The following is a 19,371-nucleotide window of genomic DNA, read 5'->3' as shown; positions in this document are numbered from 1 at the left end:
GGTCAGGCCGCGCCGTTGCCGTTGGCGGGCGCGTCGGGCGCCGGCATCGGCTGGCGCATCATCAGCGCCAGCAGGGCGGAAAGTTTTTCACGCATCTGGCGGCGGTCGATGATCAGGTCCACCGCGCCGTGCTCGACCAGGAACTCCGAGCGCTGAAAGCCTTCCGGCAGGGTCTCGCGCACGGTCTGCTCGATCACGCGCGGGCCGGCGAAGCCGATCAGCGCCTGCGGCTCGCCGACGTTGATGTCGCCGAGCATGCCCAGCGAAGCCGACACGCCGCCGGTGGTCGGGTGCGTGAGCACCGACACGAACGGCAGGCCCGCGGCGCGCAGGCGGCCCAGCGCCGCCGAGGTCTTGGCCATCTGCATCAGCGAGAACAGGCCTTCCTGCATGCGCGCGCCGCCGGTGGCCGAGAAGCACACCAGCGGGCAGCCCAGGGCCAGCGCGCGCTCGGCGGCGAGAGTGAACTTCTCGCCGACCACCGAGCCCATCGAGCCGCCCATGTACTTGAACTCGAACGCGGCCACGCAGATGTCGTGGCCCTTGAGCTTGCCCTGCACCGCGACCAGCGCGTCGCGCTCGCCCGTGGCCTTCTGCGCGGCCTTGATGCGGTCGGCGTACTTCTTCTGGTCCTTGAAGTGCAGCGCGTCCACCGGGCCGAGCGCGGCGCCGATCTCCTCGCCGCTGTCGTCGTCCAGGAACGCGACCAGGCGCTCGCGGGCGCCGATGGCCATGTGGTGGCTGCACTTGGGGCAGACCCGCAGGTTCTTTTCCAGCTCGGGGCCGTAGAGGGCGGCGCCGCAGCGGTCGCACTTCTCCCACAGGCCCTCGGGCACGCCGCGCTTGCCGGCACCCTCGGTGCGGATGCGGGACGGCATCAGTTTGGTCAGCCAGCTCATTCAGCCACCGGTCTCGTTCGGGTCGGGAAGTTTAGCCCGAATGGCCCCGGCCGGAAGGCCCCCGCCCGGCCGCGGTCAGGCGTGGGCGTCCAGGGCCGCGCGCAGCGGGGCCAGGAAGGCGCCCGCCCGGGCCGCGGCGTCCTCAGGCGTGGCGGCACCGGAGAGGGCGTCCACCAGCGCGCTGCCGACCACGATGCCGTCGGCGGCCGGCGCCAGCGCCGCGGCCGAGGCCGCGTCGCGGATGCCGAAACCGACCAGCACCGGCACGTTCGCCTGCCGGCGCAGGTCGCCGGCCTTGGCCAGCACCGCGGTGGTGTCGAGCTGGCCGCCGCCGGTCACGCCGGCGAAGGACACGTAGTACAGGTAGCCCTGCGACTCGGTGGCCAGGCGCGCGAGGCGGTCGGGCGTGGTGGTCGGCGCGGCCAGCGAGATCAGGTCCAGGCCGGCGGCGTTGAACGCGGCGCGGGTCGGGCCGGCCTCTTCCGGCGGCAGGTCGACCAGCAGCACGCCGTCCACGCCCGCATCGGCCGCGGCCTTGGCGAAACGCTCTGCGCCCCACATCTCGACCGGGTTCAGGTAGCCCATCAGCACCACCGGCGTGTCGGCGTCGCGGCCGCGGAACTCGGCGACGGCGGCGAGGATGTAGCGCAGCCCCGCGCCGCGCTCGATCGCGCGCTCAGAACTGCGCTGGATCACCGGCCCATCGGCCATCGGATCCGAAAACGGCACGCCCAGCTCGATTACGTCGGCACCGGCGGCCACGAGCGCATGCATCACGGGCACCGTCGCCTCCAGCAACGGATCCCCCGCCGTCACGAACGGAACGAGCGCCTTGCGCTTGGCTTCGAGGAGGGATCGGAACTTGGCGGCGATTCGGGACATGGGTTTCTCAACACGGATAAGAGCGGATGAACACGGATGAACACAGATAAAGCAATGCAGATGGGTTTTCGGCGGAGGGAGACAGGCTGGCGAAGAACCACCCCAAGGCTGTTGCTCTATCCGTGTTTATCCGCGTTCATCCGCTTTTATCCGTGTCAAAAAATAAAAAGCCACACGAAGCTAGAGTTCGATGCCCTCGCGGCGGGCGATGGTGAAGATGTCCTTGTCGCCGCGGCCGGAGAGGTTGCACAGCACCAGCGCGTCCTTGGGCAGGTCGCGGGCGAGCTTCATGGCCTGGGCGACGGCGTGGCTGGACTCGAGCGCCGCGAGGATGCCCTCGGTGCGGGCCAGCAGGTGGAAGGCTTCCATCGCCTCGTCGTCGGTGATGCCGGCGTAGGTGGCGCGGCCGCTGTCCTTGAGGAAGGCGTGCTCGGGGCCGACGCCCGGGTAGTCGAGGCCGGCCGAGATCGAGTGCGTCTCGGTGATCTGGCCGTCGTCGTCGCAGATCACGTAGGTGCGGTTGCCGTGCAGCACGCCCGGGCGGCCGGCGACCAGGGAGGCCGAGTGGCGGCCGGTCTCGACGCCGTCGCCCGCCGCCTCGGCGCCGTAGAGCGCCACGCCCTTGTCGTTGAGGAACGCATGGAACATGCCGATGGCATTGCTGCCGCCGCCGACGCAGGCGGTGACCGCGTCGGGCAGCCGGCCGTATTCCTCCAGCATCTGCGCCCGCGACTCCTGGCCCACCACCGCGTTGAAGTCGCGCACGAGCTTCGGGTACGGGTGCGGGCCGGCGACGGTGCCGATGATGTAGAAGGTGTCGTGCACGTTGGTGACCCAGTCGCGCATCGCCTCGTTGAGCGCGTCCTTGAGCGTCTTGCTGCCCGAGGTCACCGGCACCACGGTGGCGCCAAGCAGCTTCATGCGGAACACGTTCGGCGCTTGGCGCTCGACGTCGGTGGCGCCCATGTACACCACGCACTCCAGGCCCAGGCGCGCCGCCACCGTGGCCGAGGCCACGCCGTGCTGGCCGGCGCCGGTCTCGGCGATGATGCGGGTCTTGCCCATGCGCTTGGCCAGCATGCCCTGGCCGATGGTGTTGTTGATCTTGTGCGCGCCGGTGTGGTTGAGGTCCTCGCGCTTGAGCAGGATGCGCGCGCCGCCGACGTGGGCGCTGAGCCGCGCCGCTTCGTAGATCGGGCTGGGGCGGCCGACGTAGTGGCGGTAGTCGTGGCGCAGCTCGGCCAGGAACTCCGGGTCCTTGCGGTACTTCTCGTACGCGGCCTCGAGCTCGCGCAGCGGGCCGATCAGCGTTTCGGAGACGAACACGCCGCCGTAGCGCCCGAAATGGCCGGCCGCATCGGGCCAGGCGCCGAAATCGGCGATGTCTTCGGCCCGGGGGATGTCATTCATGGCTGCTGCGGTCTGCACGTCGAACCTCGTCTACGAATTGCTGCATTTTGTCGCCGTCCTTGGTGCCCGGCGCGCTCTCGATCCCGCTCGAAACGTCCACGGCGTAGGGCCGCGCGGTGCGGATGGCCTGGGCCACGTTCGCGGCCGACAGGCCGCCGGCCAGGAAGACCGGCTTGCCCAGCGGCGGGATGGTGGTCCAGTCGAAGCGCTCGCCGCGGCCGCCGGGCTGGCCGGGGCCATGGCCGTCGAGCAGGAAGGCACTGGCCGAAGGGTAGCGTTTCCGCGCCAGCGCCGCATCGTCGGCGCCCTTCCCCATCGGTACGGTCTTGATGAACGGCAGGCCGAAGCCGCGGCAGAACGCGTCGTCCTCGCCGCCGTGGAACTGCAGCAGCGTGGGCCGCAGGATCTTGATGGCCGCGGCGACCTCGCTGCCGGGGTTGTCCATGAACAGCGCGACGGCGTCGACCAGCGGCGGCACCGCCTGGCGCAGGCCCTCGAGCTGCTCGAGCCCAAGCCGGCGCGGGCTGTTGGCCGCGAACACGAAGCCCAGCGCATCCACGCCCAGCTCGACCGCCAGCCGCACGTCGCCGGGCCGGGTCATGCCGCAAAACTTGATGCGCGTCCTCATGCCGGCATTGTAAGCCCCCAACGTGCTCACGCCGTGTACGACCCCACCCCCTGATCCCTGTAGGAGGGCCTTCAGGCCCGAAGCTTTTGAGTGCATTCTGCCGGGCCCGTCCGTCGCGAAGGCCCGCCGTACGCGAGGTCGCTTTCCCGGGGACGCCGTGAACCCGTCCATGGGGGCTTATCGAAAACGTCCATGTTTTCGATACCCCGGGAAAGCGACCTCGCGCACGACGGGCCGCGTGCCATCCGGGCCGGAACATCGAACTCCAAAAGCTCGCGAGCCTGTAGCCACGCCCCAGTGACGGGACGTCAAGGTTTGCAGGCTTTGGCAAACTTGGTACCGGCCCTGCAGGTCGGCCGACCGTCGCATGAGCGGTCTCTTTCCCGGACCATCAGCGACACGGACGTCGCTGATGAGCCTCCATGGACGGATTCACGGCGTGTCCGGGAAAGAGACCGCTCGTGCGGCGGGCGGGTGCCTCGAACGCGCCCGGCACAACGCACTCAAAAGCTTCGGGCCTGAAGGCCCTCCTACAGGGGGGGTTAGAGGGTGACTTCGGGGGGGAGCGACCATTCGGCGGGGTAGCGCGGGCCGAGGAAGACCAGGCCGCTCGACGGCGCGGTGGGCCCGGCGACGGTGCGGTCGCGACCCGCCAGCAGTTCGGCGACCCAGGCCTCGGGCTGCTCGCCGCGGCCGACCAGCAGCAGGCTGCCGACGAAGTTGCGCACCATGTGGTGCAGGAAGGCGTTGGCCTGCACTTCCATGATCACGCGGTCGTCCTCGCGCCAGACGCGGATGTCGTGCACGTTGCGGTTCGGGTGCGGCGCCTGGCAGTGCACGGTGCGGAAGGCGCTGAAGTCATGCTCGCCGACCAGCGCCTGGGCCGCGCGGTGCATGGCGTCGGCATCGAGCGGCTGGCGCTCCCAGGTGAGGTACTCGCGCTGCATGGCCGGCCGCATGCCGCGGTTGAGGATGGTGTAGCGGTAGCGCCGCGCGCGCGCCGAGTAGCGGGCGTGGAAGTCCTGCGGCATTTCCTGGCACCACAGCACCGCGATGCTGCCCGGCAGGCGGCTGTTGGCGCCCTGCCGGAACGCGAACGGCGTGCGGCCCGAGTCCGAGTCCAGGTGCACCACCTGGCAGCGCGCGTGCACGCCGCTGTCGGTGCGGCCCGCGCAGACCACGTCGAGCGGATGGTTGGCGACGAAGGACAGCGCCTTCTCGACCTCGGCCTGCACCGAGGCACCGTGCGACAGCCGCTGCCATCCCTGGAAGCCGCTGCCGTCGTACTCGATGCCCAGTGCGTAGCGCAGTTAGCCGATGTCCTTGAGCAGGCGGGCGGCCTCGGCGCGGCCGGCCGGACCGGCCTCGGCCAGCACTTCCTCGAGCATGCCCTTGGCGCCTTCGACGTCGCCGATGTCGAGGTAGGCCTTGGCCAGCTCGATCTTGGTGGCGCTGCCGTCGTCGTCGCCGTCGGCGGCCGGGGCGGTGTCGAAGCTGGCGTCGAAGTCGGGCTCTGCCGTGACGCTGAAGTCAGGCTCCGGCTCGAACGTCGGCTCCGGTTCCGGGGCCGGCGCGGGCGCCGGTTCGGGCGAGGTGAGGCGGACGCCGGCACCGCCGCTGGTGATGCGGGCCCAGTCCTCGTCCTCGTCGACCGGCGAGGACGGCGCGGAAGCGGACGGCGCGATCGCATCGAGGTCGTCGAGATCGGCGGCGGACGCCGGCGCCGACGGAGCGGCCGCAGGCTTGGCGGTCGCGGCCATCACGCCGGTGTCGCCGAAGCGCGGGGTGTTCCAGCCCGCCTGGCTGAACAGGGCGTTGCCCGGCGCCAGCGAGGCGCCCATCACCACGGCCTCGCGCCAGCGCGGGTCGAGCGTGCTGCGCACCTGGATGCGCATGGCCTGGGCCGCGCGCTCGTACTCGGCGGCTTCGCCGCGGGCGTAGTGGTACCGCAGCAGGCCGATGTGGGCCTCGAGGTCGGTGGGCCGCTCGCGCAGGGCCTTCTGCAGGCGCAGCAGGTTCTCGTCGACGGCCGCGTCGGCCACCGCTTCGTCGGCAGCCGCCGGTTCGGCGGCGGCGGGACGGGCGGCGCCCGGCAGGCTGGCGCGCACCGCGTCGTCATCGGAGATGCGCCGCGACGGCACCGGCAGCGGCGCCTTGCTGCGACGGCCGCGCAGCGCCATCACCAGGCCGCCGAGCAGGACCAGGCCGGCGCCGGCGAGCACCAGCGGATTCATGAACCAGGGCGTCGGCGCAGGCGCCGCGGGCACCGGTTCGGCGGCGGCAGCGGTGTCGGCGGCCGGCGCGGGTTCGGGCGCCGGGGCCGGGGCGACCGGCTCGGGCTGGCCCAGCCGATCCTGCAGGGCCTTGAGCTGGCTGTCCTGGAGTTCGACCAGGCGCTCGCTGTCGGCCTGCTGCTCGTCGAGTTCGGTGAGCTGGGAGCGCAGTTCGGCGACTTCCGACTGGCGGGCGGCGAGGTCTTCGCGAGCCTGGGTCAGTTCGGCGCGCAACTCCGCGCCGGTGCCGGCGCCGCTGGCGCCGGACTGCAGGCCGCGGGCGGCCTGCTCTTCGCCCGAGGGCGGCACGATCTCGAGGCGACCGTCGGCGGGCGCGCTGGCGCCGGGACGCGGGGCGGGACGCGACGGCGCCTCGGCCACCGACTCCGCCGGCTGCGGCACCGGCTGGCGCCGCGCCTGCCAGGCGCTGGCCTGCTCGCGCACCAGCGCGGCCGCTTCCTCGGCGCCGAGCACCAGCGCCTCTTCGCGCGCCGGGATGCGGAGCACGGCGCCGCGCTTGAGCTGGTTGATGTTGTCGTCGATGAAGGCTTCGGGGTTGGCCCGCTGCAGCGCCAGCATCATCTGGTTGATGGTGACCGCGCGGTCCTGGCGCGCCGCGTTGGCGATGCTCCAGAGGGTCTGGCCTTCGCTGACGGGGCCGTAGCTGTCGGCCGCGGCCGGCGCGGGCGTCGGGGCCGGGGCCGGCGGCGCGACCGGGGCCGGCTCGGGCGCGGCGGCGACGGGCTCCGGGGCAGGCTCAGGCACGGGGGTGGGATCGGGCTCCGGGGCCGGCTCAGGCGCGGGCGGCTGGGCGGCGACTTCGGGCTCCGGCTCGGGCAGCACCGGCTCGGGGCTGGGCGCGGGTTCGGGCGGCAGCGCTTCGACGGCCGGCGCGGGCGCCTCCGGCGGGATGTCGGTGACGGTCAGCACCGGCTCGGGATCGGCGACCGGCGTGGTCTCGACCGGCTCGGGCAGCGGGGCCGGCGGCGGCGCGACGTAGGGCGCGGGCGCGGCGGCGACCGGCGCCTCCAGCGGGCGGATGACCGCCGGCGCGATGTAGGGCGGATCGACCAGGGCGCTGTACTCGCGCACCACGCTACCGCGGCCCCAGTTGGCCTCGATCAGGAAGGTCAGGAAGGGCTCGGTGAAGCGCGAAGCAGTGGTGACCCGGATCACCGGCTGGCCGGAGGCATTGCGGCCGACGCTCATCTGCAGGTTGGCGGTGAGGCCGACCGGGCGCTCGAGGCCGACGCGGGCGAAGGCCTCGGGCGAAGCCAGCCGCACCTCGAGCTCGTCGAGCTCGCCGGGCGCCGCCGACAGGATGGGGATCTCGGCCACCAGCGGCTCGTTTAGGCCGGACTTGACCTGGATCGGGCCGAGGCCCAGCGCGTGCGCGCTGGACGCGCCCAGGGCCAGTGCCAAGGCGAGCGGTAGCTGCAGATGCCGTTTATTCACGCTTCGAATCTCCCCGTGGAAGGCTGGCGCGACCACTCCCCTGCAGCGGCCCCGACGGTGTCACCGCGTGAATATACCGGTCAGCCGGTCGCTTTGACCACGAGTTCCGCGACCTGCACCGCATTCAGGGCGGCGCCCTTGCGGATGTTGTCGGCGACGATCCACAGGTCCAGGCCGCGCGGGTGCGACAGGTCCTCGCGGATCCGGCCGACGTAGACCGGGTCGCTGCCGGCGGCGTGGGTCACCGGCGTCGGGTAGCCGCCGGGCTCGCGGTCGTCCACGACCTCGACGCCCGGCGCCGCCTCGAGCAGGGCGCGCGCGTCGGCCGCCGACAGCTTGGCGCGGGTCTCGAGGTGCACGGCCTCGGAGTGGCCATAGAACACCGGCACCCGCACCGCGGTCGGGTTCACCTGGATCGAGGCGTCGCCGAGGATCTTCCGGGTCTCCCAGACCATCTTCATTTCCTCGCGGGTGTAGCCATTGTCCATGAACTCGTCGATGTGCGGGATCAGGTTGAAGGCGATCTGCACCGGGAACTTCTTCGGCTCGTGGGTCTGGAAGCCGAGCATGGCCGCGGTCTGGCGGCCCAGCTCCTCCATCGCGCTGCGGCCGGCGCCCGACACCGACTGGTAGGTGGCGACGTTGATGCGCTCGATGCCGACCGCGCGATGGATCGGCGCCAGCGCGACCAGCATCTGCATGGTCGAGCAGTTGGGGTTGGCGATGATGCCGCGGGGGCGGTTCGCGATCGCCTCCGGATTCACCTCGGCCACCACCAGCGGCACGTCGTCGTCCTGGCGGAAGGCGGAGCTGTTGTCGATGACGACGGCGCCGGCGGCGGCGAACTTCGGCGCGAATTCCTTCGACACCGAGCCGCCGGCCGAGAACAGGGCGATGTGCACGCCGGCCGGATCGAAGGTGGCGAGATCCTGCACGACGATCTCGCGGGCGCCGTACTTGATCTTCTCGCCGGCCGAGCGCTCGCTGGCCAGCAGGTGCAGGGTGCCGACCGGGAACTGCCGCTCGGCCAGGATGGACAGCATCGCCTCGCCCACCGCACCGGTGGCGCCGACGATCGCAACGTTATAGGTCTTGCTCATGGGTATCGGGGGTCCTGAAGCAGGTTTTTGCCACGGATGAACACTGAAAAAACGGATGAACACTGAGAAAGCGGAAATACGTCTTGGAGCAAGTCTCCGGTGCAGGCGGCATCTGCGCCGGGCACATCGCGCTGGCCTTGACGACCAGCCCCTGCTCTATCCGTGTTTATCCGTTTTTTCAGTGTTCATCCGTGTCCACGCTTTTCAGCTAAGGAATCCGCGGCGCTACGGGGGCGACATCACCGCACTGGGCGCGGTGGCGGAGGGCCTGGTCCATCAGCACGAGGGCCAGCATGGCTTCGCAGATGGGCGGGGCGCGCAGGCCGACGCAGGGATCGTGGCGGCCGGTGGTGATGACTTCGACCGGCTGGCCGGCGGTGTCCACCGTGGCGCCCGGCAGGCGCAGGCTGGAGGTGGGCTTGAACGCGACCGAGCAGGTGATGTCCTGGCCGCTGCTGATGCCGCCGAGGATGCCGCCCGCGTGGTTGCTGGCGAAGCCGTCCGGGGACATCAGGTCGCGGTGCTCGGTGCCCCTCTGCGTGACCGCGCCGAAACCGGCGCCGATCTCGACGCCTTTCACCGCATTGATGGACATCATGGCCGCGGCGATCTCGGCGTCGAGCTTGCCGTAGATCGGCTCGCCCCAGCCCGGCGGCACGTTGCGGGCGATCACGTCCACGCGCGCGCCGACCGAATCGCCGGACTTGCGCAGCGCGTCCATGAACGCCTCGAGCTCGGCCACCTGCGAGGCGTCCGGCCAGAAGAAGGGATTACCCTCGATCGCCGCGGCATCGAAGCCGCGCGGGCGGATGTCGGCGATCTGCGAAACGTGCGCCTGCACGGTGATTCCGTGGCGGTCGCGCAGCCACTTCTTGGCGATCACCGCCGCGGCCACCCGCATCGTGGTCTCGCGCGCCGAGCTGCGGCCGCCGCCGCGCGGGTCGCGCAGGCCGTACTTGTGCAGGTAGGTGTAGTCGGCGTGGCCCGGACGGAACTGTTCCGCGATCTTCGAGTAGTCCTTGCTGCGCGCGTCGGTGTTGCGCACCAGCAGGCCGATCGGCGTGCCGGTGGTGCGGCCCTCGTAGACGCCGCTGAGGATCTCGACCTCGTCGGCCTCGTGCCGCTGCGAGGTGTGGCGCGACTTGCCGGTGGCGCGGCGGTCGAGGTCGGCGCGGAAGTCTTCCGGCGCGATGGCGATGCCCGGCGGGCAACCGTCGATCACGCAGCCGATGGCCGGGCCGTGGCTCTCGCCAAAGGTGGTGACGCGCAGCAGCCGGCCGAAACTGTTGTCGCTCATGCGGCGGTCAGGCCCGGCGCGCGTCGGCGAGCGCCTTGATGCGCGCGTGGTGCGCGACCAGGTCCTCGCGCTCGGCGACGAAGATGCCCATCTGCCCGACCTTGAACTCGACCCAGGCCAGCGGCAGCTCGGGCAGCAGCTCGACCAGGGCGCGCTCGCTTTCGCCGACTTCGCAGATCAGCAGGCCGTTCTCCGAGAGATGCCGCGGGGCGTCGCGCAGGATCTCCAGCGCCAGGTCGAGGCCGTCGTCGCCGGCGCGCAGGCCCAGCTCGGGCTCGTGCGAGTACTCGGGCGGCAGCGCGTCGGTCTCGGCGTGGGTGACGTAGGGCGGGTTGGTGACGATCAGGTCGTAGACCTCGCCGTCGAGGTTCTTGAACAGGTCGGACTGGATCAGCCGGACGTTGTCGGCGTGCAGGCGCACCTTGTTCTCCAGCGCCAGCGCCAGCGCATCGTCGCTGAGGTCGACGCCATCGACGGCCCAGTGCGGGTTGTAGTGCGCGGTGGCGATGGCGATGCAGCCCGAGCCGGTGCACATGTCGAGCACGCGGTTCACTTCGCGGCCGCCCAGCCAGGGCTCGAAGCCGGCCTCGATCAGCTCGGCGATCGGCGAGCGCGGCACCAGGGCGCGCGAATCGGTCTTGAAGCTCAGGCCCGCGAACCAGGCCTCGCCGGTGAGGTAGCAGGCCGGGATGCGTTCGTTGATGCGGCGCTCGAACAGGGCCAGCACCGCCGTGCGCTCCTCCGCCACCAGCCGGGCCTGGCCGTAGGCCGGCCCCAGGTCGGGCGGCAGGTGCAGGGCGTGAAGGACCAACTGGGTGGCCTCGTCCAGGGCGTTGTCATGCCCGTGCCCGAAGGTCAGGCCGGCGGCGCCGAAGCGGCTGGCGCCGTAGCGGATGAAGTCCACGATGGTGACGAGTTCGATCGACATGTGCCGTAAGCCCTTGCAATACCGCGAGTATAGCCGCGCGCCCGCTATAATTGCCGCCTCGCCGACCCCCGGGACACGCCGTGTTCAACCGCACCACCCTGCTCATCCTCGTCGCCGCGCTCGCTGCCGGCCTCGGCCTCTGGGCCGCCCAGGTCGCGCTGGTGCCGTCGCCGGCCGCGCCCGCGGCCAGCACGCCCGCCGCCCCGGCCGTCGACCCGGCCCGGCTCAAGGCGGTCCGGCTGTTCTCCAGCCCGCGCCCCCTGCCCGCCTTCGCGCTCGAGCAGTCCGACGGCACGCCGCTCGAACCGGCCGAGCTGCAGGGCCGCTGGACCGTGGTGTTCCTGGGCTTCACCCACTGCCCCGACGTCTGCCCGACCACGCTGTCGGAGCTGGCGCAGTCGCAGAAGGCCTGGGCCGACCTGCCCGAGGCCCGTCGCCCGCAGGTGCTGTTCGTCTCGATCGACCCCGAGCGCGATACGCCCGCGAAGACCGGCGAATACGCCGCCTACTTCCACCCCGCCACCCTCGCCGCCACCGGCAGCCAGGGCGCGCTGCAGGCCTTCACCGGAAGCCTGGGCCTGGTCTACATGAAGGTGGAAACCGACGCGGGCGACTACACCATGGACCACTCCTCGGCCCTGGTGGTGATTGACGCGCAGGGCCGCCAGGCGGGCCTGATCCGCCCGCCCTTCGTGCCTGCCGACATCGCCGCCGACCTGGCCCTTCTGTCGGAGGAGGCGCCGTGAGCCCCAAGGTCTTCCTGCAGTACGTGCTGCCGCACCGGCTGCTCTCGCGCATCGCCTACGCCGTGGCGCGCACCCGCGCCGCGTGGTTCAAGGACTGGCTGATCCGGCTGGTGGTGCGCAAGTTCAACGTCGACATGGCCGAGGCCGCCGACCCGGTGGCCACGAATTACGCGCACTTCAACGCCTTCTTCACCCGCGAGCTCAAGCCAGGGGCGCGCACCGCCGACGCCGACCCGCGCACGCTGCTGATGCCCGCCGACGGCAAGATCAGCCAGGCCGGGCGCATCGAAGCGGGCCGCATCTTCCAGGCCAAGGGCCAGGCCTTCACCGCCGCCGAGCTGCTGGGCGACGAGGCCATGGCCGCGCCCTACGCCGACGGCTGGTTCGCCAACATCTACCTCTCGCCCCGCGACTACCACCGCGTGCACATGCCGTGGAAAGGCAGGCTGGTCGAGACGCTGCACGTGCCCGGCCGCCTGTTCACGGTGGCGCCCTGGGGCGTGCAGGCGATCCCGCGGCTGTTCGCGCGCAACGAGCGCCTGGTCTGCCACTTCGACACCGACTTCGGGCCGATGTGCTCGGTGATGGTCGGCGCGCTGCTGGTCTCGGGCGTGGAGTCGGTCTGGAACGGCGAGGAAATCCCTCCCTACGCGCACAAGCCGGTGCGCCGGGACTGGCGGGGCAAGGACATCACGCTTGACCGTTTCGTCGAGATGGCGCGCTTCAACTACGGTTCGACGGTGATCCTGCTGTTCCCCCGCGACGCGGTCACGCTCGACGCCTTCGCCACCGAAACCCCCACCCGCGTTGGCCAGCGCCTCGGCCTCACCCGCTGATCCCTCGCGTGCGCCCTGCGCACGAAGGGCCGGTATGCGTGGCGTTACGGCAGCGCCGCCGCCCGCACGACCAGTACTTCTGCCCGCCGTCTTGCTAACGCCATCCCTGGCAGCAAACGTCGGCCGTTACGGGCCTCCTGCCCTTCACTTCAGAAGTACTGGTCGTGCGTGCGACGTCGCTCCGGACGCCAGTCGCACACCGGATCGAGATCAAGGGCGAGGCCGGATCAACGGCTCTTGATCTTGCGGTTGCGTTCGACTTTCGCTTTCGCCCTTGATTTCGAACCGGTGTGCGGCTGACGTCGGGGGCGACGTCGCACGCACACAGGGGTCTCCCGAAGTGGAGGCAGGAGCCGGAACGGCCGACATCGGTGGTCAGGACGACGCTTCCGAGTCGGGCGGGAGACCCCTGTGTGTGGGCGGCGGCGCTGCCGTGAAGCCACGCATACCGGCCCTTCGTGCGCAAGGCGCACGTGCAGCGATAGACTGGGGCCATGGGTAGCCAGCATCACATCCGGTTGTTCCAGACGGTCGAGCATGCCTGCGGGTATTGGCCCGAGCGCCTGTCGCGGGATTTGATCATCGACCCGACGGATCCGTATTTGCCGACCCTGTTCGGGCGCGCCCTCGCCATGGGCTTCCGGCGCTCGGGTGGACATGTGTACCGCCCGCACTGCGTCGGATGCCGCGCCTGCATCTCCGTGCGCATCCCCGTGCGCCGGTTCGAAGCCAATCGCGCCCAGAAGCGCTGCCTCGCCCGCAACGCCGACCTCGAGGTGCGCAGCGTCCCGGCCCGGCGCACGGCCGAGAACTTCGCCCTGTACAAGCGCTACCTCGACACCCGGCATGTCGGCGGCGGCATGGACGACCCGGCGCCCGGCAACTTCGACAGCTTCCTGGCCTGCGGCTGGAGCCCGACCGAGTTCATGGAGTTCCGGCGCGACGGCCAGCTGCTGGCCGTGGCCGTCACCGACGTGGTGGCCGACGCCCTGTCCGCGGTGTACACGTTCTACGCACCCGAGGAATCGGCCCGCAGCCTGGGCACCTACGCCATCCTGCGCCAGGTGCAGCGGGCGAAGGACGAAGGCCGCGAGCACCTCTACCTCGGGTTCTGGCTCGATGGCCACCCGAAGATGGCCTACAAGCGCGGCTACCGGCCGCTGGAGTTCCTGGACGGCGCCGAGTGGAAGCCGATGCCGGAATGAGTCGCCTGCCGGTACGGCCCCGGTTCGGGCACAATCGCCGCGCATGAGACCCCTGACCTTCCTCGGGCTGCTGTCGCTGGCCCTGCTCGCCGGCTGCCGCGGCCATGCCCCGGCCGGCGCCACCGCGGAGCCCGCCATGACGCTGCGCGTCGCCACGTTCAACACCTCGCTCTACGACGAGAACCACGGCGGCCTGATCGAGCGCCTGGACCAGGGCGACGACGACGCCCGCAAGATCGCGGCGACGCTGCAGGCCGTGCGGCCGGACGTGGTGCTGCTCAACGAGTTCGACTACGACGCCGCGGGTCGCGCGGCCGACCTGTTCCAGTCGCGCTACCTGGGCGTGGCGCAGGACGGCGGCGAGCCGATCCACTATCCGCACCGCTACTTCGCCGAGGTGAACACCGGCGTGCCCAGCGGCCTGGACCTCAATGGCGATGGCCGGGTCGGCGGCGACGGCCGCCAGCACGGCGACGACGCCTGGGGCTACGGCCTGCACCCGGGGCAGTACGGGATGCTGGTGCTGTCCATGCATCCGATCGACGCCGCGGCGGCGCGCAGTTTCCGGCTGCTGCGGTGGAGCGAGATGCCGGGCGCGCTGGCGCCGACGTTCCCGGACAGCGGCAAGGCCTTCTACCCGCACGAGGTCTGGCGGCAGCTGCGGCTGAGTTCGAAGTCGCACTGGGACCTGCCGATCGACACGCCCGTGGGGCGCCTGCACCTGCTGGCGGCGCACCCGACGCCGCCGGTGTTCGACGGCCCGGAGCGGCGCAACGCCGCGCGCAACCACGACGAAGTCAGGCTGTGGGCTGAATACCTCACGCCGGGCGACAAGCCCTGGCTGTGCGATGACGCCGGCCGCTGCGGCGGCCTGCCCGAAGGCGAGCGCTTCGTGATCGTGGGCGACTACAACGCCGACCCGGCCGATGGCGCGAGCCTGCCCGGCACCATCCAGCAGCTGCTCGAGCATCCGCGCGTGCTGCGTTACGCCACGCCGCAAAGCGAGGGCGCGGTGGCGTCGGCTGAAAAGGTGGGCGGCGGCAACATCGGCCAGAAAACCTCGCCGGCGCACGACACCGCGTCCTTCGGGCCGCGCAACGGCAACTACCGCGTCGACTACGTGCTGCCCTCGGTCGGGCTGCCGGTGCGCGCCAGCGGCGTGTTCTGGCCGCGCGAGGGCGAGCGCGGCCACGCGTGGCTGGATGCCACCGACCACCGGCTGGTGTGGGTGGACCTCGAGCCGATGCGCTGAGGCCAGGCCCGGCCGGTTGGCTCGCGGCGGCGCGGCGCGTTCAAGCAGGCGTCAGCCACGGGGGCTAGGATGGAATTCCGCCCGCCGATCGAGAAGGACACCCCGCGATGAAGATCTCCCGTGCGAAGCCCGCTGCCCGCAAGGCCGCTCCCCGCCCCGCCGCCAGGAAGGCCGCGAAGAAAAAAGCCGCCGGCGCCAAGCCTGCGGCGAAAGCCGCGACCCGGAAGCCCGCGACCCGCTCGCCCGCGGTGAAGAAGGCGGCGCCGAAGAAGTCCGCTTCGAAGAAGGTCGCTTCGAAGAAGTCCGCTTCGAAGAAGGTTGCTTCGAAGAAAGCTGCTTCGAAGAAGGTCGCGCCTAAGAAGGTCACCTCGAAGAAGACTGCTTCGAAGAAGGTCGTTCCCAAGAAGGTCGCGTCGAAGAAAGTTGCTCCGAAGAAACTGGCTTCGAAAAAGGTCGCCCAGAAGAAGGCCACGTCGAAGAAGCCAGCTGCAGCAAAGGGTGCCCCGAAAAAGGTAGCCGCGAGCAAGGCCGCTGCGGAAAAAACCGCGCCGGCGAAGGCCACGCGCAAGCCGGCCAGCCCCCCGCGGCCCGCGGCCACGAAGCCGATCCCGCCGCCGGCGCCCGTCGCCACCCCCGCCGTGGCTTCGCCCACGGCCACGCCGCACTCGGCCATGCTGGTGCACCCGCAGGCCGTGCCGCACGTGGGTCCGGAGCCGGTGATTTCCTCGAAGGCGCGCCAGCGCCTGCCCAAGGGCGGCCACGGCGACGCGCCGTCGCAGACCCACGGCATGCCGCTGCTGCATCGCCGCGGCGTTCGCGGCCACTGAAACCGGCGGGGCGCGTCCGGCCGCCCGCGGCCGGGCGCGCCCTCAGCGCAGGGTGACGCCCAGCGCGGCGGCGGCCCGACGGGCCTTGGCGCGCGCGGACTCGATGTCCTCGTCGCGCGCCAGCGTCACCGCGACGCGCCGGTGCCCTTCCACCCGCGGCTTGCCGAACAGCCGCAGCGCGGTGTCGGGCTCGGCCAGCGCTGCGTCCACGTGCGAGAACTCCGGCACGCCGTGCCCCGTGGCCAGCACCGCGCACGACGCCGACGGACCCAGCGTGCGGATGTTCGGGATCGGCAGGCCGAGGATGGCGCGCGCATGCAGGGCGAATTCGCTCAGCTCCTGCGACACCAGCGTCACCAGGCCGGTGTCGTGCGGCCGCGGCGACACTTCGCTGAACCACACCTCGTCGCCCTGCACGAACAGCTCGACGCCGAACAGGCCATGGCCGCCCAGGTCGTCGGTGATCGCGCGGGCGATTTCCTGCGACCGCTGCAGCGCCCGCGCCGACATCGGCTGCGGCATCCAGCTTTCGCGGTAGTCACCGTCCACCTGCAGGTGGCCGATCGGGTCGCAGAAGCTGGTGCCGTCGCGATGGCGCACGGTCAGCAGCGTGATCTCGTAGTCGAAGCGGATGAATCCCTCGACGATGCAGCGGCCCTGGCCGGTGCGGCCGCCGGTCTGGGCGTACTCCCAGGCGGCGTCGATGTCGGCCTCGCTGCGCACGGTGCTCTGGCCCTTGCCGGACGAGGACATCACCGGCTTCACCACGCAGGGCAGGCCGATGGCGGCCACGGCCGCGAGGTAATCCTCCCGCGTGTCCACGAAGCGGTAGGGCGAAGTCGGCAGGCCCAGCGTCTCGGCGGCCAGGCGGCGGATGCCCTCGCGATCCATGGTCAGACGCGCGGCGCGCGCGGTGGGCACCACGTGCTGGCCCTTGTCGGCCTCGAGCTCGACCAGGGTGGGCGTGTGGATGGCCTCGATCTCGGGCACGACGAGGTCGGGCTTTTCGTGCGCGATCAGGTCGCGCAGCGCCGCCGGGTCGAGCATGTTCAGGGTGTGGCTGCGGTGCGCGACCTGCATCGCCGGCGCGTCGTCGTAGCGGTCGGCGGCGATGACCTCGACGCCCAGGCGCTGCAGCTCGATCGCCACTTCCTTGCCCAGTTCGCCCGAACCGAGCAGCAGCACGCGCCGGGCACCGGCCGACAGCGGGGTTCCGAGGGTGACGGGGCGCGGGTCGGTCATGGCGGAGGGGCTTCCAGCAGGGAGACCGGAATTGTATCCGTGTGAGGGAGTTCAGTCCCTCCCAAAGGGGGTTTCTGGCATGCTTCGTGCTCACCGCCCGGGCCCTGCATGTCCTCCGTACGCACCGCCGCCACCGCCCTGATGTTGCTGGTTCCCGTGGTCGCGCTGGGCGCGCGCTGGGGCGAACCCGAGGCGATGGGGCTGGTCACCGAAGCCGCCATCGACGAAATCAGCGGCCTCGCCGCGGCCCGCCGGCATCCCGGCCTCTTCTGGGCGCACAACGACAGCGGCAACACCGCCGGGCTGCACCTGGTCGACGAGCGCGGCCGCCTTCAGGCCACCGTCGCCACGCCGGGCGCGCCGAACCTCGACTGGGAGGACATGGCCTCCTTCCACCGCGACGGCCGCGATTACCTGATGGTGGCCGACACCGGCGACAACGGCGGCATCCGCCGCACGCTGTCCCTGCACGTCTTCGAGGAACCCACCGACCTGTCCAGGCCCGCCACGCTGGCGTGGACCCAGCACTTCCGCTGGCCCGACGGCCCGCGCGACTGCGAGGCGGTGGCGGTGGATGCGGTGCGCGGCGAAGTGCTGCTGGTCTCGAAGAAGCGCGTGCCGGCCGAGCTGTTCCGCGTGCGCCTGGGCCCCGCCGACGAGGAGCAGGTGGCGGAACTGATCGGCACCCTGCCCGGCATCGAGCAGCCCGACGCCAGCGACCTCGGCCGCAGCCCCATCTACGGCCGCTACCGCGCGCAGATCACCGCGGCCGACCTGAGCCCGAATGGCCGCGTGCTGGCGGTGCTCAACTACCGCGCCATCCATTTCGTGGTGCGCGGCCGCGACGGCGACTGGGGTCCCGGCCTGGCCGGGAAACTGCCCCACCTCACCCTGCCCTGGCTGCCCCAGGCGGAGGCCATCGCCTTCTCCCTCGACGGCCGCAGCCTGACCGTCGCCAGTGAACAGCTGCCCTCGCCCGTCATCCGCTTCCGGATCGAATCCAAGGCCAAGTGATTGATCCGGCGGGGTTCCTGCCCCATCGGGCAGGCCCTCGTCCGGCACATTGCAAATAGATATCTTTTTGATATCTTGACCGCAGTCCACGGGAGAGTCCCCATGAAAGAGCAGAGCGTCAGTTCCATCCCCGGCATCCCCTTCGTGCTCGGCCTGCTGGTGGCCATGGCGGGCACGGCGGCGCTGTTCATCCTCGGCCTGCGCGACCAGGACGGCCTGTTCATCGCTACGGGCGTGGCGCTGGGCGTCCTCGAGTTCTTTCTGCTGTTCGGCTTCTACATGGTCGAGCCGAACCAGGCCGCGGTGCTGAGCCTGTTCGGCAAGTACGTCGGCACCTGCAAGGACCAGGGCCTGCGCTGGAACAACCCGTTCTTCTCGGTGAAGAAGGTGTCGCTGCGCGTGCGCAACTTCGAGTCCGGCAAGCTCAAGGTCAACGACCTCGACGGCAGCCCGATCGAGATCGGCGCGGTGGTGGTCTGGCAGGTGGTGGATTCGGCCGAGGCGATCTACAACGTGGATGACTACGAGAGCTTCGTGCACATCCAGTCCGAGGCCGCGCTGCGCGCGATGGCCACCAGCTACCCCTACGACCAGCACGAGGACGGCAAGATCTCGCTGCGCAGCCACGCCGCCGAGATCGCCAGGCACCTGACCGAGGAAATCCAGGAGCGCCTGGCCCAGGCCGGCGTCACGGTCGGCGAAGCGCGCATCAGCCACCTCGCCTACGCGCCGGAAATCGCCCAGGCCATGCTGCAGCGCCAGCAGGCCGGCGCCATCATCGCCGCCCGCACCCGCATCGTCGAAGGCGCGGTGAGCATGGTGGAAATGGCGCTCGAGCAGCTGGCCGCGCGCAAGGTGGTCGACCTCGACGCCGAGCGCCGCGCCACCATGGTGAGCAACCTGCTGGTGGTGCTGTGCTCCGAGCGCGGCACCCAGCCGGTCGTCAACGCCGGTTCGATCTACTGATGGGCGGCATGGACGGCTGGCTGCTGGTCGGCATCGCCCTGCTGCTCACCGCCCTGCCCGGGCTGGGCCTGGGCCTGGTGCTGGTTACCGGGCTCTGGCGGCCGCGCCAGCTCGAGGACGCGGCCGACCCCGACCGGCTTCGCCGCAGCGTCGGCTTCCGCGCACTGGCGGTCGCCGGCGCGGTCGCCGCGCCGGGCGCGGCGATCCTGGTGATGCGGGGATAGATCGTGGCGGAGAAGAAGGCCTACCCGCTGCGCATGAACGCCGAGGTGCTGGATGCGCTCCAGCGCTGGGCCGACGACGAACTGCGCTCGGTGAACGCCCAGATCGAATACCTGCTGCGCGACGCCCTGCGCAAGGCCGGGCGCCTGAAAGCGCCCGGCGACGACGAACCGCCTGCGGCGGGCTGAG

General features: G+C 71.1%; 19 protein-coding genes and 1 pseudogene. 10 read left to right on the top strand and 10 right to left on the bottom strand.

Annotated elements, in window-relative coordinates:
* Positions 1 to 2 precede the first annotated feature (2 nt).
* The 9 genes from accD to prmB form a co-directional block, all read right to left on the bottom strand.
* Positions 3 to 899, bottom strand: a complete 897-nt coding sequence (gene accD / locus N787_RS00165) for an acetyl-CoA carboxylase, carboxyltransferase subunit beta (protein ID WP_034209908.1) — start codon at positions 897 to 899, stop codon at positions 3 to 5.
* 75 nt (positions 900 to 974) lie between these two features.
* Complete coding sequence (gene trpA, locus N787_RS00160; protein WP_034209907.1) at positions 975 to 1,781, bottom strand: tryptophan synthase subunit alpha; 807 nt, start codon at positions 1,779 to 1,781, stop codon at positions 975 to 977.
* A gap of 180 nt (positions 1,782 to 1,961) precedes the next feature.
* Positions 1,962 to 3,191 (bottom strand): tryptophan synthase subunit beta, encoded by a 1,230-nt coding sequence (trpB, locus tag N787_RS00155; RefSeq protein ID WP_034209906.1) that lies wholly within the window; start codon positions 3,189 to 3,191, stop codon positions 1,962 to 1,964.
* Positions 3,184 to 3,819 (bottom strand): phosphoribosylanthranilate isomerase, encoded by a 636-nt coding sequence (locus N787_RS00150; RefSeq protein WP_034209905.1) that lies wholly within the window; start codon positions 3,817 to 3,819, stop codon positions 3,184 to 3,186. Before N787_RS00150 ends, trpB begins: the two co-directional genes overlap by 8 nt.
* Before the next feature lie 542 nt (positions 3,820 to 4,361).
* Entirely contained in the window at positions 4,362 to 5,129 is a 768-nt protein-coding gene (truA, locus tag N787_RS00145) for a tRNA pseudouridine(38-40) synthase TruA (protein ID WP_034209904.1), read from the bottom strand.
* Positions 5,130 to 7,547 carry a motility hub landmark protein FimV gene (locus tag N787_RS15390; RefSeq protein ID WP_156968840.1) on the bottom strand — a complete coding sequence of 806 codons (2,418 nt, stop codon included), beginning with the start codon at positions 7,545 to 7,547 and terminating at the stop codon, positions 5,130 to 5,132.
* A gap of 80 nt (positions 7,548 to 7,627) precedes the next feature.
* Positions 7,628 to 8,647 (bottom strand): aspartate-semialdehyde dehydrogenase, encoded by a 1,020-nt coding sequence (locus N787_RS00135; RefSeq protein WP_034209902.1) that lies wholly within the window; start codon positions 8,645 to 8,647, stop codon positions 7,628 to 7,630.
* Positions 8,648 to 8,855: 208 nt separating this feature from the next.
* Complete coding sequence (aroC, locus tag N787_RS00130; protein ID WP_034209901.1) at positions 8,856 to 9,944, bottom strand: chorismate synthase; 1,089 nt, start codon at positions 9,942 to 9,944, stop codon at positions 8,856 to 8,858.
* Positions 9,945 to 9,951: 7 nt separating this feature from the next.
* Complete coding sequence (gene prmB, locus N787_RS00125; protein WP_034209900.1) at positions 9,952 to 10,872, bottom strand: 50S ribosomal protein L3 N(5)-glutamine methyltransferase; 921 nt, start codon at positions 10,870 to 10,872, stop codon at positions 9,952 to 9,954.
* An 80-nt stretch (positions 10,873 to 10,952) separates the two neighbouring features.
* Between prmB and N787_RS00120 the strand changes: the two genes are divergently transcribed.
* From N787_RS00120 to N787_RS15240, 6 genes and pseudogenes are all read left to right on the top strand, one after another.
* The gene (locus N787_RS00120) at positions 10,953 to 11,618 is read left to right on the top strand and encodes an SCO family protein (protein ID WP_034209899.1); all 666 of its coding nucleotides are present in this window, start codon (positions 10,953 to 10,955) and stop codon (positions 11,616 to 11,618) included.
* Positions 11,615 to 12,454: an archaetidylserine decarboxylase gene (asd, locus tag N787_RS00115; protein WP_034209898.1), complete on the top strand. Its 840-nt coding sequence runs from the start codon at positions 11,615 to 11,617 to the stop codon at positions 12,452 to 12,454. The genes N787_RS00120 and asd overlap by 4 nt, the downstream gene beginning before the upstream one ends.
* Before the next feature lie 494 nt (positions 12,455 to 12,948).
* Positions 12,949 to 13,659 (top strand): arginyltransferase, encoded by a 711-nt coding sequence (locus tag N787_RS00110; RefSeq protein ID WP_034209897.1) that lies wholly within the window; start codon positions 12,949 to 12,951, stop codon positions 13,657 to 13,659.
* Between the two features lie 43 nt (positions 13,660 to 13,702).
* A complete protein-coding gene (locus N787_RS00105) occupies positions 13,703 to 14,911 on the top strand; it encodes an endonuclease/exonuclease/phosphatase family protein (RefSeq protein ID WP_034209896.1) in 1,209 nt (402 codons plus the stop codon).
* A 107-nt stretch (positions 14,912 to 15,018) separates the two neighbouring features.
* A pseudogene (locus N787_RS15480) lies at positions 15,019 to 15,453 on the top strand (histone H1-like repetitive region-containing protein); the annotation flags it as partial.
* A 96-nt stretch (positions 15,454 to 15,549) separates the two neighbouring features.
* The gene (locus N787_RS15240) at positions 15,550 to 15,738 is read left to right on the top strand and encodes a hypothetical protein (protein WP_245593923.1); all 189 of its coding nucleotides are present in this window, start codon (positions 15,550 to 15,552) and stop codon (positions 15,736 to 15,738) included.
* 42 nt (positions 15,739 to 15,780) lie between these two features.
* Here the strand turns inward: N787_RS15240 and purT are convergent, their stop codons facing one another.
* Positions 15,781 to 16,980, bottom strand: coding sequence for a formate-dependent phosphoribosylglycinamide formyltransferase (gene purT / locus N787_RS00095; RefSeq protein ID WP_034209895.1), 1,200 nt, complete (start codon positions 16,978 to 16,980; stop codon positions 15,781 to 15,783).
* Positions 16,981 to 17,088: 108 nt separating this feature from the next.
* Here purT and N787_RS00090 point away from each other — a divergent pair, with 108 nt between their 5' ends.
* The 4 genes from N787_RS00090 (at position 17,089) to N787_RS00075 (ending at position 19,370) form a co-directional block, all read left to right on the top strand.
* Complete coding sequence (locus tag N787_RS00090) at positions 17,089 to 17,994, top strand: hypothetical protein (RefSeq protein WP_034209894.1); 906 nt, start codon at positions 17,089 to 17,091, stop codon at positions 17,992 to 17,994.
* 102 nt (positions 17,995 to 18,096) lie between these two features.
* Entirely contained in the window at positions 18,097 to 18,960 is an 864-nt protein-coding gene (locus N787_RS00085; RefSeq protein WP_034209893.1) for an SPFH domain-containing protein, read from the top strand.
* Positions 18,961 to 18,968: 8 nt separating this feature from the next.
* On the top strand, positions 18,969 to 19,184 hold the full coding sequence (locus tag N787_RS00080) for a hypothetical protein (protein ID WP_156968838.1): 216 nt from the start codon (positions 18,969 to 18,971) through the stop codon (positions 19,182 to 19,184).
* A gap of 3 nt (positions 19,185 to 19,187) precedes the next feature.
* Positions 19,188 to 19,370 (top strand): type II toxin-antitoxin system antitoxin, encoded by a 183-nt coding sequence (locus N787_RS00075; RefSeq protein WP_034209891.1) that lies wholly within the window; start codon positions 19,188 to 19,190, stop codon positions 19,368 to 19,370.
* Position 19,371: the final 1 nt, after the last annotated feature.

The organism is Arenimonas metalli CF5-1 (assembly GCF_000747155.1).
GTDB classification, from domain to species: Bacteria; Pseudomonadota; Gammaproteobacteria; order Xanthomonadales; family Xanthomonadaceae; genus Arenimonas; species Arenimonas metalli.
Note: the sequence above shows the minus strand (reverse complement) of the source record. Positions and strands in the feature narration are given on the sequence as shown.